Annotated in this window: 12 protein-coding genes; 10 read left to right on the top strand and 2 right to left on the bottom strand. The window is 63.8% G+C overall.

Annotated features, from left to right (window positions below):
• The first annotated feature begins 268 nt into the window (after positions 1–268).
• The 4 genes from hemE to SMD10_RS06460 all read left to right on the top strand — a co-directional run bounded on the left by hemE (position 269) and on the right by SMD10_RS06460 (position 4116).
• Positions 269–1288: a uroporphyrinogen decarboxylase gene (hemE, locus tag SMD10_RS06475; protein WP_331684848.1), complete on the top strand. Its 1020-nt coding sequence runs from the start codon at positions 269–271 to the stop codon at positions 1286–1288.
• A gap of 148 nt (positions 1289–1436) precedes the next feature.
• Positions 1437–1940, top strand: a complete 504-nt coding sequence (gene hemJ, locus SMD10_RS06470; protein WP_331684847.1) for a protoporphyrinogen oxidase HemJ — start codon at positions 1437–1439, stop codon at positions 1938–1940.
• 249 nt (positions 1941–2189) lie between these two features.
• Complete coding sequence (rho, locus tag SMD10_RS06465) at positions 2190–3455, top strand: transcription termination factor Rho (protein ID WP_331684846.1); 1266 nt, start codon at positions 2190–2192, stop codon at positions 3453–3455.
• 181 nt (positions 3456–3636) lie between these two features.
• Positions 3637–4116 carry a YbaK/EbsC family protein gene (locus SMD10_RS06460; protein WP_331684845.1) on the top strand — a complete coding sequence of 160 codons (480 nt, stop codon included), beginning with the start codon at positions 3637–3639 and terminating at the stop codon, positions 4114–4116.
• On the opposite strand, the gene SMD10_RS06455 is transcribed toward SMD10_RS06460, so the two are convergent.
• Positions 4109–6169: a thioredoxin domain-containing protein gene (locus tag SMD10_RS06455; protein ID WP_331684844.1), complete on the bottom strand. Its 2061-nt coding sequence runs from the start codon at positions 6167–6169 to the stop codon at positions 4109–4111. The two genes, SMD10_RS06460 and SMD10_RS06455, sit on opposite strands and share 8 nt — an antisense overlap.
• 86 nt (positions 6170–6255) lie before the next feature.
• Here SMD10_RS06455 and mnmE point away from each other — a divergent pair, with 86 nt between their 5' ends.
• The 6 genes from mnmE (at position 6256) to SMD10_RS06425 (ending at position 12552) form a co-directional block, all read left to right on the top strand.
• Entirely contained in the window at positions 6256–7605 is a 1350-nt protein-coding gene (mnmE, locus tag SMD10_RS06450) for a tRNA uridine-5-carboxymethylaminomethyl(34) synthesis GTPase MnmE (RefSeq protein ID WP_331684843.1), read from the top strand.
• A gap of 80 nt (positions 7606–7685) precedes the next feature.
• The gene (locus SMD10_RS06445) at positions 7686–8027 is read left to right on the top strand and encodes a DUF3140 domain-containing protein (protein ID WP_331684842.1); all 342 of its coding nucleotides are present in this window, start codon (positions 7686–7688) and stop codon (positions 8025–8027) included.
• A gap of 77 nt (positions 8028–8104) precedes the next feature.
• A complete protein-coding gene (mnmG, locus tag SMD10_RS06440) occupies positions 8105–9985 on the top strand; it encodes a tRNA uridine-5-carboxymethylaminomethyl(34) synthesis enzyme MnmG (protein ID WP_331684841.1) in 1881 nt (626 codons plus the stop codon).
• Positions 9975–10655, top strand: coding sequence for a 16S rRNA (guanine(527)-N(7))-methyltransferase RsmG (rsmG, locus tag SMD10_RS06435; RefSeq protein WP_331684840.1), 681 nt, complete (start codon positions 9975–9977; stop codon positions 10653–10655). The genes mnmG and rsmG overlap by 11 nt, the downstream gene beginning before the upstream one ends.
• A gap of 87 nt (positions 10656–10742) precedes the next feature.
• On the top strand, positions 10743–11525 hold the full coding sequence (locus SMD10_RS06430; protein ID WP_331684839.1) for a ParA family protein: 783 nt from the start codon (positions 10743–10745) through the stop codon (positions 11523–11525).
• 88 nt (positions 11526–11613) lie between these two features.
• The gene (locus tag SMD10_RS06425; protein ID WP_331684838.1) at positions 11614–12552 is read left to right on the top strand and encodes a ParB/RepB/Spo0J family partition protein; all 939 of its coding nucleotides are present in this window, start codon (positions 11614–11616) and stop codon (positions 12550–12552) included.
• A 52-nt stretch (positions 12553–12604) separates the two neighbouring features.
• Here the strand turns inward: SMD10_RS06425 and holA are convergent, their stop codons facing one another.
• Positions 12605–13651, bottom strand: a complete 1047-nt coding sequence (gene holA / locus SMD10_RS06420; protein ID WP_331684837.1) for a DNA polymerase III subunit delta — start codon at positions 13649–13651, stop codon at positions 12605–12607.
• Positions 13652–13796 lie beyond the last annotated feature (145 nt).

Genomic DNA, 13796 nt, shown 5'->3' with positions numbered 1-13796 from the left:
GGGATTGTCTGCGAATTCGCCGATGGTTGTGGTCTGTCCACAGCCGCGATCTCGCCCCGGAGCCGCAAAAAGGCAAATGATGACAGCACTCTGTCGGGACTCTGCTCGATGTTATCAAGACAGGTGACATCGGCCAGTCTGTTCCATCTACCGGCAGGGGCGCCTTCACTGGTCTTCCGATCGCTGTGGAATCCGGCTATCCACCGAGTCAAAGAATCAGAATCTCTTTCCTTTAAGAATTTCTTTATTGAAGAGGAGCCCCAACGGCATGACGACGCGCAAACTCGTCCGGGTGCTCGAAGGCGAGAGCGTCTTTCCTCCCCCCGTCTGGCTCATGCGGCAGGCCGGACGCTATCTGCCGGAATACCGCGAGACGCGGACCAAGGCCGGTGGTTTCCTCGAGCTGTGCTACACGCCCGATCTGGCGGTGGAGGTGACGCTTCAGCCGATCCGGCGTTTCGGCTTTGACGCCGCGATCCTGTTTTCCGACATTCTGGTGATCCCCGACGCGCTCGACCGGGGACTGCACTTTGTCCAGGGCGAAGGGCCGCGCCTGACGCCGGTCTCCGTCGAGGACATCGATCGGCTCGATCCTTCCCCGGCCGGCGAGAAACTGGCGCCGGTCATCGAGACCGTGGCGCGGCTGCGTCGAGAGCTTCCCGATGAGACGACGCTGATCGGCTTTGCCGGGGCGCCCTGGACACTGGCGACCTACATGATCGCCGGGCGAGGCACGCCGGACCAAGCGCCTGGACGGCTGTTCGGCTATCGTCATCCCGAGGCGATGGAGCGGCTGCTGGCGCTTCTCGCCGACATGACGGCAGACTATCTGGTTCGGCAACTGCAGGCCGGTGCGGACTGCGTGCAGATCTTCGACAGCTGGGCCGGCGCGCTCGACGATGCCGCGTTCGCTGCCTGGGTGATCGCGCCGACGCGGCGCATCGTCGACAAGATTCGATCCGTCGTGCCGAATGCCAGGATCATCGGCTTTGCCAAGGGAGCGGCCGGGATGTTGTCCCGCTACCGGCGCGAGACGGGCGTCGATGCGATCGGCCTGGATTGGACGGTGCCGCTGCCGCTGGCGGCCGAGCTTCAGTCGGGCGGTCCCGTGCAGGGCAATCTCGATCCGCTGCGCTTGATCGCCGGCGGGCGGGCTCTCGAGGACGGCGTCGACCGGATCCTCGAGCGACTGGGATCGGGACCGCTGATCTTCAATCTTGGCCATGGCATCACGCCCGAGGCGCCGATCGCCCATGTCGAGGCCTTGCTGAGGCGCGTCCGCGGCTGAGAGCGAGAGTCCGCAGACTTGAAGTCGGGCCTATCCACAAAACGGTGGCCCGTCACAGCGGAGCCTTCGCCTTGATGCAGCGCAAGGGTTCCATCGACGCGCCGCGCCATTTAGAGACATTCGAGCTTTGCTGCGTAAGGGAACCGCCATGAAGGGCATTTTGATTGCGTTCGTCTTCGCTCTCGCGATCGTCGGGCTCGCAATGGTGACCTCGGACCTGCCCGATCTCTGGATCAAGGCATTCCATATCGTCTCGCTGATTTCATGGATGGCCGGGCTGTTCTACTTGCCCCGCCTCTACGTCTATCACACCGAAGCCGGGCCGGGGACGCCCCAATCCGAGACCTTCAAGGTGATGGAGGACAAGCTTCTCAGGCTGATCATCAATCCGGCCATGATCGCGACCTGGGTGAGCGGGCTGTGGCTCGCCTGGTTCATGTATCTGCAGTACGACCCGGGCGTCGGCTGGCTGCATACCAAGATCTTCCTGGTGCTGCTCATGTCCGGCTATCACGGCTTTCTGTCGGCGGCGCGCAAGCGCTTTGCGCGGGACGCCAACACGCGGTCGTCGAAATATTGGCGCATCATGAACGAGGTGCCGACGGTTTTGATGATCCTCATCGTCATCCTGGTGGTTGTAAAACCGTTCTGACGATCACATCTATGGCAGGTGTCGAAGGCGGCCTCGGATCGAACGATCGAGGCCGCCTTTCGACCTGCGTCTTCTTGTCTATGCCCTTGCGCAGGCAAGCATGACGGTCTATATGCCGGCAAATCCTGCCGTTGCCAGCGCGGGTGGACAATAGACGTCTCCGCCTCGTGTTTAACCGAGTAGACCTGTGCTCGGCTGTTTCTCCAAACAATTCGCTGTCATGTCCCGTCCGGGACGGAGCCAAGCCATATGCCCGAAATGAAACTTCAGGACCTGAAGAACAAGACCGCGCCGGAACTGATCGAGTTCGCCGAGGAAAACGAGGTCGAGAACGCATCGGTGCTGCGCAAGCAGGAACTGATGTTCGCGATCCTGAAACGTCTTGCTGCCCAAGACGTGGAAATCATCGGCGAGGGCGTGGTCGAGATCTTGCAGGATGGTTTCGGTTTTCTGCGTTCGCCGGAAGCCAACTACCTGCCGGGCCCCGACGACATCTATATCTCGCCATCGCAGATTCGCCGCTTTTCGCTGAAAACCGGCGATACCGTCGAGGGTCCGATCCGCAGTCCCAAGGAGGGCGAACGCTACTTCGCTCTTCTTAAGGTCAACACCATCAATTTCGACGATCCGGAGAAGATCCGGCACAAGAGCCACTTCGACAACCTGACGCCGCTCTATCCGAACGAGCGGTTCCGGATGGAACTCGAGAACCCCACCAGCAAGGATCTGTCGGCGCGCGTCATCGACCTCATCGCGCCTCTCGGCAAGGGTCAGCGCGGCCTGATCGTGGCGCCGCCCAGAACCGGTAAGACGGTTCTCCTTCAGAACATCGCCCACTCCATCACCGCCAATCATCCGGAATGCTATCTGATCGTTCTTCTGATCGACGAGCGTCCGGAAGAAGTGACCGACATGCAGCGCTCGGTGCGTGGCGAGGTCGTGTCTTCGACCTTCGACGAGCCGGCGACGCGCCACGTCCAGGTCGCCGAGATGGTCATCGAGAAAGCCAAGCGGCTCGTCGAGCACGGCCGCGACGTCGTTATCCTGCTCGACTCGATCACCCGCCTGGGTCGCGCCTACAACACCGTGGTGCCGTCGTCCGGCAAGGTGCTCACCGGCGGTGTCGACGCCAACGCCCTGCAGCGCCCGAAGCGCTTCTTCGGCGCGGCGCGCAACATCGAGGAGGGCGGATCCCTGACGATCATCGCCACGGCCCTGATCGATACCGGCAGCCGCATGGACGAGGTCATCTTCGAAGAGTTCAAGGGCACCGGGAACTCCGAAATCGTGCTCGACCGCAAGGTGGCCGACAAGCGCATCTATCCGTCGATGGACATCCTGAAGTCCGGCACGCGCAAGGAAGACCTCCTGGTGCCGCGCGCCGACCTGCAGAAGATCTTCGTGCTGCGTCGTATCCTGTCGCCGATGGGCACGACCGACGCCATCGAGTTCCTGATCGACAAGCTGAAGCAGACCAAGACGAACGGCGACTTCTTCGATTCCATGAACACCTGACCGCAGGAGAAGAGCGGCGTTGATGTCGCGCTGTCCGGCGAGTGGAATTGGCAAATAACGATCATTGCTGAGCGGTCCGGTCGAATGAGATCGGACCGCTCTTTTTGTTTCAGGTGACTGACGTCGCCTTGTAGGGCTGCAATCGCGCCAAAGCGCGCTGATGAGGATAGGCAAGCGAGCGATGGATCAGGACCTGCCGCAACCCGTAACGCGCGTCTTGGCGGACGCCAAGTCCAAGGGGCTGGACCTCGCCATCGTGCGCACCGACACGACCGCCCGCTCGGCCGAGGAGGCGGCGCTGGCGGTCGGCGCCTCGGTGGGCCAGATCGTCAAATCGCTGATTTTCAAGGGGCGCGACAGTGATGCGCCCTATCTTTTGCTCGTGTCCGGTTCGAATCGGGTCAATGAAAAGGCGATGGCCGCGCGGCTGGGCGAAAGGCTGGTCCGGCCCGATGCCGATTTCGTCCGCTCGGCCACCGGCTTTGCCATCGGTGGCGTCTCGCCCTTTGGTGCAAGCGGTTCTCTGGCGACCTTCATGGATGAAGCGCTGCTACGCTTCGAGACGGTATGGGCGGCGGCCGGCACACCGTTTCATGTCTTTCCGATTGCGCCGCAGGCCCTGCTTCAGGCAACCGGCGCGGCGTTGATCGACGTCAGCTGATCGGGGGCGTGCGCCAGTCGACGGCGCGCGCGAACAGATCGTCGAGAGCGTCGGCGGTCGACACCGGCGGCATGCAGGCCCGATCATAGCAGAGAAGGGCGGTGGGCCGTTTCGCAGGCGCGGATCGCAACGGTGCGTCGACCGGGAGCACAGTCGGATCGTCCAGTCGCAAATCGAGGCGATTGAGATCAGGCCATCGATTCGCCGCCGAAACCATCTTGCCGAACTCCGTGTCCGCATTGGATCCCAACAGGGCAAGCTCGGACGCGTGCTGGACCCGATCCAGCGCGCAGACGACGGCAGGCGAACCGCCGAGGTTCGCGGCGATGCGACCGATCGCCGATTCTGCGGCGCGGCGCGCCCGCTCGTAGGCCGCCGGAGCGCCAGTTGCCTGGGCCAACAGCGCGAGCGCATCGATTGTCAGCGCGGTTCCGCCAGGGATCGCGTCGTCGCGGTCGCCGCGCGGACGGACGATGACGTCCGACGCGTCGGACGCGGTGAGAAAAAAACCGCCCTGGCCATCGCCGTGCCATCGGTCGAGGCCATTCGCCAGCTCTTCGGCATGATCGAGATAGCCGGTCTTGCCCGTCGCCGCGAAGAGAAACACGGCAGCCGCGATGAGCGCGCCGAAGTCCGAGGACAGGGCCAGTCCGGCACATCGGCCGTCGCGCCAGACATGATGGAGCCGGCCGTCTCGGGTCATTGCCGACATGACGAAGGCAAAGGCGTTTTCGGCAAGGACGAGGGCCTCTCGATGGTCGAACGCCATGGCCGCTTCGGCAAGTGCGCGGATCGTCATGCCGTTCCAGTCGGCGAGAACCTTGTCGTCGCGCCCGGGATGCGCACGCTTTGCGCGAAGGAAGCGCAAGGCGTCGAGCTCGGACGAGTGGTCATCGCTCCCTGCGCCTCCTGGATGCAGGCGATGCAGGATTGAACGGCCCTCCCAGTTGCCGCGGTTCGTCACCTCATAAGCGTCTAGGAAGGCGGCGGCTCGATCGCCAAGGGCGGCCTCGATCTCGCCTTTTGTCCAGACATAAAATGCGCCCTCCTCCGGATGGCCGCTTGCGTCCAGGCTGTCAGCATCCAGCGACGCGGCGAATCCACCGCCGTCTACCATCATCTCGCGCTGCAGCCAGGAGATCGTCTGATCGACTCGGCTCCGAAACAACAGCCGGCCGGTGGCACGCCAACCCCAGGCGAGATGACGCAGGAACTGGGCGTTGTCGTAGAGCATCTTTTCGAAATGCGGCACGAGCCAGCGCGCATCGGTCGAATAGCGGTGCAGTCCACCGCCGACATGGTCGTAAATGCCGCCATTGCACAGTGCGTCGAGCGTCGTCAGAAATGCGGCGCGATGATCCGACGGGCCGGCCGGGAAAGCCGATCGCGCGATGATTTCCATGTAGGGGGCGTTCGGGAATTTGGGCGCGCCACGCAGCCCGCCGCGCTTTTGATCGATCGCCTCGAAGATAGCAGGCGCCAGGCTGTCGATCGGGGCGTCTGGGATCGCTCCTGGCGTATCGGTCTGCGAGAGGGTGGCTTCCAGATGCCTGGCAAAGGTGCCGCCGCTCTGCTCGATCTCGCCGCGTTGCTCGATCCAGGCCTTGCCGATCGCTTCCAGTACCTGGACGAAGCCGGGCCGGCCATGGCTCGCCTGCTTCGGAAAATAGGTTCCGCCCCAGAAGGGTCGACCGTCGGGGGTGAGAAACATCGTCATCGGCCAGCCCCCCTGTTCGCCCATGGCGTGGAGCGCGGCCATATAGAGATGGTCGATGTCCGGCCGTTCCTCGCGGTCCACCTTGATGTTGACGAAGAGCCTGTTCATCACATCGGCCACGGCTTCGTCGTCGAAGCTCTCATGGGCCATGACGTGGCACCAATGGCAGGCGGCATAGCCGACGGAAAGCAGGATCGGCCGGTCGAGGTCCCGCGCTTCGGCAAGAGCAACATCGGACCATTCGCGCCAATGAACGGGATTGTCCTTGTGCTGCTGCAGGTAGGGACTGAGCGCTTCGGCGAGCTGGTTGGCGGTCGTCGGGGGTGCGTTGGTCATGCTCTGGCCTTTTCTCTCTCGACAGCCTAACGCAGAAGGTTCGTTGGGGCTTCATTTTCCTCCGCGGCAAGGCAACGGATAGGCCAATGGAAGAAGAAACGATCGTCGCGCTGTCGTCCGGCAGCTTGCCGGCGGGCATCGCCGTGGTTCGGATCAGCGGTCCGAAGGCGGGCCTGGTGCTCGCTGCGCTTGCCGGCAAACTGCCGGAGCCAAGGCGGGCCAGCCTGCGGCGGATCCGCAATATTGCCGGCGCAACGATCGACCACGGTCTTGTCCTGTTCTTTCCGGGTCCCGGCAGCGTCACGGGAGAGGATCTGGCGGAGATCCATCTCCACGGCGGCCGCGCCGTCGTCGACGCCTGTGTCATGGCGGCGACGACCCTCCCGGACGTGCGGCTGGCCGAGGCCGGCGAATTCACGCGCCGGGCATTCGAGAATGGGCGCCTCGACCTGACCGAGGCCGAGGGGCTGGCCGATCTTCTGTCCGCCCAGACCGAGGCCCAGCGTGCCGCCGCCGTGGCTCAATCCGATGGAGTTCTGCGTGATCTCTATGAGGGTTGGATGCGGCGTCTGACCCACGCTCGCGCCATGCTCGAAGCGTCGTTCGATTTCGCCGACGAGGGCGATGTGGGCGAAGGCGTCGCAGCTTCGGTTCATGGCGAGACGCAATCTCTCGCCGAAGAGATGCGCCGTCACCTTGCGGGCGCGCAACGCGGCGAGATCGTTCGGTCCGGTTTCCGTGTGGCGATCGCCGGGCGACCCAATGTCGGCAAGTCGAGCCTGCTCAATGCGCTGGCGTTGCGCGATGTGGCGATCGTCTCGGACGTCCCCGGCACGACCCGCGACGTTCTCGAGGTGATGCTTGATCTCGGCGGCCTTCCGGTTCGCATCTTCGACACTGCCGGCCTGCGCGAGACCGGCGATCGAATCGAGGCGCTGGGGATGGATCGGGCGCGCCAGGCCATCGACCAGGCTCATCTCGTGCTTCTGCTTGACGACGGCCTCGGCGCCGATCCGCAAGACATCGGCCTGACTCACGTGAAACACGGCGAGCGACAAACGAGCGATCCGACATCGATTCGGATCCGTAGCAAAAGCGACCTCGCTGCTGAAAGCGCGCCCGGACGCTTCTTCGATATGGCGATTTCGACGAAGACGGGCGAAGGATTGCAGCCGCTTGTCGACCGGATTGCCGCGCTGGCCGCGGAAGCGGTCGGCGATGCCGGCGACCTGATTCCGTTGCGTCTGCGGCATCGGGACATCGTGGCGGATGCGCTGCATCAGCTTGACACCGTTCTGAGCGAGCCCGAGCAGCCGGAGGAAATAGCCGCCGAGACGCTGCGTCGCGTCTCCGATCGGCTGGGCGCTTTGACCGGCCGTGTCGGCGTGGAGGACGTGCTCGACGTCATCTTTGGCGAGTTCTGCATCGGAAAATAGCGATGCCGTCCTAGCTCCCGGTGACGACGGATTTCGCTGCGAAAGAAATCCGGGACCCGAAGACGGACACGAGGGAAGTGATGAGCGTCGAGAAGAAAGGTCATGAAGCGGTCGCGGCCGAGTTCCGCGATGCGGTCAACATGACCGCGGTCGAGATCGAGCGATGGCTCGAAACGAAGGAGAGCCACTCGGTCGGCTGGACCAGGAAGGGCGAGACCGAATCCGTCGGCCACCAGTCCGGTCGACGGATCGCCGAGATGTTGCGAAAAAAGAAATCCGACCTTTCCGATGCCGACTACGATCACATGGTGAAGGTCGTCGGCTATGTCCGTCGGCATCTGGCTCAGCGGCCCGCCCGCGACGTCACGACGACGCGCTGGCGCTACTCGCTGATGAATTGGGGCCACGACCCGCTGAAGTAGCTCGATGGGGCTCTGAGAGGCCTCCAGAGCCGCCGAGCCGTTGACAGCGCGTCCTCCACTGGGCTTAACGCTCGACCATGGTGACAGAACCCATTGATTCCTTCGATGTCGTGGTGATCGGCGGCGGCCACGCGGGATGCGAGGCAGCGAGCGCCGCCGCGCGCGCCGGAGCGCGCACGGCCCTCGTCACGCATCGTTTCGACACCATTGGCGCGATGTCCTGCAATCCGGCCATCGGTGGGATCGGTAAAGGCCATCTGGTGCGCGAAGTCGACGCGCTGGACGGCCTCATGGGTCGTGTGGCCGATGCCGCCGGCATCCAGTTCCGGTTGCTCAACCGGCGCAAGGGGCCGGCCGTGCGCGGCCCGCGGACGCAAGCCGACCGCAAGCTCTATGCCCGGGCGATGCAGGCCGCCATCGCCGAACATCCGAATTTGACCGTCGTCGAGGGCGATGTCGACGATCTGCTCTTCGACGCCGGCGGAAAGATCTCTGGAGTGCGCTTCGGCAGTGGGAGGACGCTCGCCTGCGGCGCGGCGGTTTTGACCACCGGAACGTTTCTGCGCGGCCTCATCCATATCGGCGAGCGCAAGATCCCGGCCGGTCGCATCGGCGAGGATCCATCGATCGGCCTGTCGGGAACCCTGTCGCGTCTCGGCTTGGCGCTGGGGCGGTTGAAGACGGGGACGCCGGCCCGGCTCGATGGCAGAACCATAGATTGGGCCGGACTCGATCGACAGAAGCCCGACGACCAGCCGGTTCCCTTTTCCTATCTGACGGCACGGATCACCAATCCGCAGATCGATTGCGGCATCACCCGCACCACGCCGGAAACGCACCGGATCATCCGGGAGAACCTCCAACGCTCTGCGCTTTATTCGGGGCAGATTGCCGGGACGGGGCCGCGCTATTGTCCGTCGATCGAAGACAAGATCGTCAAATTCGGCGATCGCGACGGTCACCAGATCTTCCTCGAGCCCGAAGGTCTGGACGACCACACAATCTATCCCAACGGGCTGTCGACTTCGCTGCCGGAGGATGTGCAGGAGGCCTATCTGCGCTCGATCCCCGGGCTGGAGAGGGTCGAGATCCTTCGCCACGGCTATGCCATCGAATATGATCACGTCGATCCGCGCCAGTTGTATCCGTCTCTGGAGGTCCGTCGGGTCGAGGGCCTTTTCCTCGCCGGTCAGATCAACGGAACCACCGGCTATGAGGAGGCGGCCGCCCAGGGCCTGCTGGCGGGGCTGAACGCGGCACGCCGCGCTGGTGGATTCGAGCCCGTAACGATCAGTCGGACGCTCGCCTATCTTGGCGTCATGGTCGACGATCTGACGCGAACCGGGGTGTCCGAGCCCTATCGTATGTTCACGTCGCGCGCGGAGTTCCGGCTTTCGTTGCGCGCCGACAATGCCGACCGGCGCCTGACGCCGCTGGGCCAGGAGCTGGGCATTGTCGGGTCGGAGCGTCAAGGCGTTTTCGCCGACAGCGAAACGGCTTTGAACCAGGTCCGCGAGCTTCTGGAGGGCAAGACCATCACGCCTGCCGCTGCCGCCCGACGAGGATTGCCTGTCAATCAGGACGGCCGGCCGCGTTCGGCTTGGCAACTGCTGTCGCAGCCCGAAATGACTTTGGATCGGCTTGCCGTGATTTGGTCGGAACTGGCCAACCTACAGGGCTCGATTCGGGAGCGGATCGAAATCGAAGCGGCTTATGACGTCTATCTGGACCGCCAACGCCGGGATCAGATCCGCCTGCAGCGCGATGAAGCGCGAGCCATTCCAATCGATTTCGACTATACGGCCCTTCCCGGCCTCTCTCATGAGTTGCGGCAAAAATTGAGCAGACGCCAGCCAAGGAGTCTTGCCGACGCTCAGTCGATCGACGGCATGACCCCTGCCGCGCTCGCTTTGATCCTGGTTGCTGTTCGCAAGACCGAAGGCCGAAATGCGGCGTAAGCAGTTTCGGCCTTTGGCCTTGAACCAAGAGCTTGGTCTCGGGCCCGCTGAACGGGCGGCCGTGCTCTCAGCGGTTTCACGTGAAACAGGTGAGCGTCTGGATCGATACGTCGATTTGCTGCTCCATTGGCAGCGTCAAACGAATCTGATCGCCCCTTCGACGGTTCCCCAGATCTGGTCGCGTCACGTGGCCGACTCGTTGGGCCTGTGGCGAGTGGCGTCCGCTCCCAAGCATTGGCTCGACCTTGGCTCGGGCGGTGGATTTCCGGGCGTCGTTCTCGGTATCATGAATGCAGAGCGTGGCGGCTCGGTAGACCTTGTGGAAAGCAACGGCAAGAAGGCGGCGTTTTTGCGTGCCGCCCTCGACGCCGCGGATATCCGTGGCCAGGTTCATGCGGCGCGAGTGGAGGATTGTGGCGCCCTCTTCGAAAATGCTGAGGCCGTCAGCGCCCGGGCCTTGGCCTCGCTGGAAACCCTGTTCTCGTTGGTCTGGCGCCATCTGCCGCCGGACATCCCGTGTTTTTTTCCCAAGGGGCGCGGTCATGAACAGGAAATTGCCGAGGCGTCTGCCCATTGGCGATTCACCATGGTAAAGCACCAATCAGACGTGGAAAACGAGGCGGTGATTCTGGAGATCAGAGATATCTCACCGGTTCGGGACGGCGGTTAGGCGGCGAGCGAAGAGGTCGCGGCCTGCTGAACTTGCCGGCGGGTCATCGACAGGAGCGGAGCCATGGATGGGACGCCGCGAAACCGAATGCGAGTGATCACTCTCGCCAATCAAAAAGGCGGCGTCGGCAAGACGACCACCGCGATCAATCTCGCGACGGCTCTGGCGGCTGTCGAGAAGCGCGTCCTGCTGATCGATCTCGACCCGCAAGGCAATGCTTCGACAGGTCTCGGCATCGATCGCGAAGACCGTCTCGTCTCCTCGTACGATGTCCTCGTGCAGGACGCGACGATCAGCGAAGCCGCCAAGGCGACCGTGGTGCCGAACCTGTCGATCATCCCATCAACGATGGACCTGCTTGGCGTCGAGATGGAGATCTCGTCGGTGCAGGATCGCGCCTACCGGTTGCGCGACGCGCTTCACGCCCACGCCATGGGAGTCGCCCATTTCGACTATGTGTTGATCGACTGTCCGCCGTCGCTGAATCTGTTGACCGTCAACGCCATGGCGGCGGCGAATTCCATTCTCGTTCCGCTGCAATGCGAATTCTTCGCGCTCGAAGGCCTTAGCCAGCTGCTGCAGACCGTGGAGCAGGTGCGCGACAGCTTGAATCCCGGTCTCGATCTCCATGGCATCGTGCTGACCATGTTCGACGGACGCAACAATCTGGCAAGCCAGGTCGTGCATGACGTGCGCGCCTATATGGGCGACCACGTCTATGAAACCATCATACCCCGCAACGTGCGGGTGTCCGAAGCGCCGTCCTTCGGCAAGCCGGCCATTCTTTACGACATGAAATGCGCGGGATCGCAGGCCTATATCCGGTTGGCATCGGAGCTGATTCAGCGTGAGCGGCAATTGGCGGCGTGATCGGAATGGACGAACAGAGACTGGATTATCGATCTGGCAAGCGGGCGGCGCGGGTCTTGCCGCTCTCGAATGGCAAAGAGGGCGCACGATGAACGAAGACAGGTCTCGGCAGCGATTGGGGCGCGGGCTGGCCTCGCTCATCGGCGGAAACGGCGAAGGGTTTTCGGCGCGCTTCGAGGCCAAGGAGGGAACGCCGGCTCGTCCGGCGACCGAACGGATGCTGCCGATCGATCGGATCATTCCGAACCCGCGCAATCCACGCCGGACCTTCGATCCGGCAGATCTGGCCGATCTTGCGGCATCGGTGAAGGCGCATGGCGTTGTCCAGCCGATCCTGGTACGCCCGGCCGAGGATCCGGATCGGTTCGAGATCGTGGCCGGCGAGCGCCGCTTCAGGGCGTCCCGCTTGGCCGGGCTTTCCGAGGTTCCTGTTCTGGTGCGCGAATTCACCGACAGGCAGTCCCTGGAAATCGCCATCATCGAAAACGTCCAGCGCACCGATCTGAACGCGGTGGAAGAGGCGCGCGGCTATCAGATGTTGGTGCAGGAGCACGGCTATACGCAGTCCGATCTGGCCGAGGTGCTGGGCAAGAGCCGCAGCCACGTGGCCAACACGCTGCGCCTCCTGAAACTGCCCCAGGAGGTTCAGGACATGATCGTGCGTGGCGATCTGTCGGCCGGGCACGCTCGCACCGCGGTGACCGTCGACGATCCCGGCGAATTCGCTCGCGAGATCGTCTCGCGTGGGCTGACGGTGCGGGAGGCTGAAAAGTTGGCCCGCGACGCCTCGGACAGCCCCGCTTCTCCGCGTAAGCGTCGCGGTTCCCGAACCGACCAGCCCAAGGACAGCGATACGGCCGCGCTCGAACGCCTTTTGAGCGACGCGCTCGGCATGGCCGTGTCGATTCGGATCGCCGGCGATGGCGGCGACATTCGCATCGCCTATCGCAGCCTGGACGAGCTGGACGAGATCTGCCGGTTGCTTCAGGCGCATCAAGCCGCGGAAACGGCAAGGCGGCGCCAGTAGATCGGCTGGCCGCCACCCCGGCCGGCAAAGGCATCAGATTCCAATGGGTCGCTCAGCGGCGTCCGCGTAGTCGGAGGCGGGCGGCCTTCACGGCGAGATCCAGGACGGTCTGCCGGATCACGACGTCGCCGAGCGCTGCGGCTGTCCGGCTTTGCAGGATCGCCTTTTCGATCGCCACCAGGGCCTCGCCAAGGGTATCGAGCGTCCAAAGCCCGAGCGCTGTCTCCAGGGCCGCGCGCCGCCGAAAATGCGGCCGGCGGCGGTCAACGACGCGACCGATCGGCTCGCCGGCGCGCTCGATCGCCTGGCGCGACAGCTGCAGCGCCTGAAAATGGCGCATCAACGCCTGCAGGAGGAGAAAGGGCGGCGTGCCCGACGCCACCAAGCGGTTCATGAGATGCGGCAACTTGCGGACTTCGCCCCCGGCGGCCGCATCGACGATCTCGTCCACGGTTTCCGACGACACGTCGCCGACGACCACGTCCACATCCGCCTCGTCGATGGTCTCCTTGCCGTAAGCATAGAGACACAGCTTGACGATCTCGCCACGCGACGCCATCCGGTCGGCGCCGAGACGCGACCGCAGCAGATCGCGCGCGGGCTTTTCGATGGTCAGGCCGTTGGCGCGCAGCTCTTCGTCGATCATCCGTTCGAGCGAGCGCGCCTCGTCCTGATAGCACGGCAGCGCCATCGCTCCTCCGGCACGTTCGGCAGCCATGCGGAGCGGCGCGTTCTTGCGCAGATCGCCGGCCTCGATGATCACGACGGCATCTGCCGATGGCCCGGCGGCCAGTTCGCCGACGGCCTCCGCCAGAGCCTTGCCCGAACTTCCGCCGCGCACCCGGATTAGACGCCGGCCCCCGAACATCGGCACCGTTCGCGCCTCGTCGTAGAGCCGGCCGACATCCTTTTCGAGATCGTCCGCCGCCAACACGACCGTTGCGAAAGGATCGTTCAAATCAGCGCCCGAGGCGGCCGCCAGACGCTCCGCTCGTTCGGAAACGAGCCCGGCATCGGGGCCGTAGATCAGGATGATCGGCGTGCTGAAATCGGGCTTGGCGATGAAGGCATCGACGTCACCAGCCCGTTTTTGTGCCATGGGTCGCCCTCATTGAAATCGCCGCGGAAACGGAGCCCCCACAGCATACCCACCGTGCGTAAGTCCTGTCGGACGCCTCGCCGCTCCATACTGCGAGATCCCGCATGCCCGCGATCCCGGACAGGAGTCTCGGTTTCAGGGATGA

Source organism: Consotaella aegiceratis (assembly GCF_036541425.1).
In the GTDB taxonomy this organism is placed as follows: Bacteria; Pseudomonadota; Alphaproteobacteria; order Rhizobiales; family Rhizobiaceae; genus Consotaella; species Consotaella aegiceratis.
The sequence above is the reverse complement of the archived record's forward strand: the minus strand, read 5'-3'. Positions and strand labels throughout refer to the sequence as shown.

What these genes read in the sequence shown, in the direction of transcription:
- hemE (WP_331684848.1), top strand. Translation starts at nt 269, where the DNA reads ATGACGACGCGCAAACTCGTCCGGGTGCTCGAAGGCGAGAGCGTCTTT.
- hemJ (WP_331684847.1), top strand. Translation starts at nt 1,437, where the DNA reads ATGAAGGGCATTTTGATTGCGTTCGTCTTCGCTCTCGCGATCGTCGGG.
- rho (WP_331684846.1), top strand. Translation starts at nt 2,190, where the DNA reads ATGCCCGAAATGAAACTTCAGGACCTGAAGAACAAGACCGCGCCGGAA.
- SMD10_RS06460 (WP_331684845.1), top strand. Translation starts at nt 3,637, where the DNA reads ATGGATCAGGACCTGCCGCAACCCGTAACGCGCGTCTTGGCGGACGCC.
- SMD10_RS06455 (WP_331684844.1), bottom strand. Translation starts at nt 6,169, where the DNA reads ATGACCAACGCACCCCCGACGACCGCCAACCAGCTCGCCGAAGCGCTC.
- mnmE (WP_331684843.1), top strand. Translation starts at nt 6,256, where the DNA reads ATGGAAGAAGAAACGATCGTCGCGCTGTCGTCCGGCAGCTTGCCGGCG.
- SMD10_RS06445 (WP_331684842.1), top strand. Translation starts at nt 7,686, where the DNA reads ATGAGCGTCGAGAAGAAAGGTCATGAAGCGGTCGCGGCCGAGTTCCGC.
- mnmG (WP_331684841.1), top strand. Translation starts at nt 8,105, where the DNA reads ATGGTGACAGAACCCATTGATTCCTTCGATGTCGTGGTGATCGGCGGC.
- rsmG (WP_331684840.1), top strand. Translation starts at nt 9,975, where the DNA reads ATGCGGCGTAAGCAGTTTCGGCCTTTGGCCTTGAACCAAGAGCTTGGT.
- SMD10_RS06430 (WP_331684839.1), top strand. Translation starts at nt 10,743, where the DNA reads ATGCGAGTGATCACTCTCGCCAATCAAAAAGGCGGCGTCGGCAAGACG.
- SMD10_RS06425 (WP_331684838.1), top strand. Translation starts at nt 11,614, where the DNA reads ATGAACGAAGACAGGTCTCGGCAGCGATTGGGGCGCGGGCTGGCCTCG.
- holA (WP_331684837.1), bottom strand. Translation starts at nt 13,651, where the DNA reads ATGGCACAAAAACGGGCTGGTGACGTCGATGCCTTCATCGCCAAGCCC.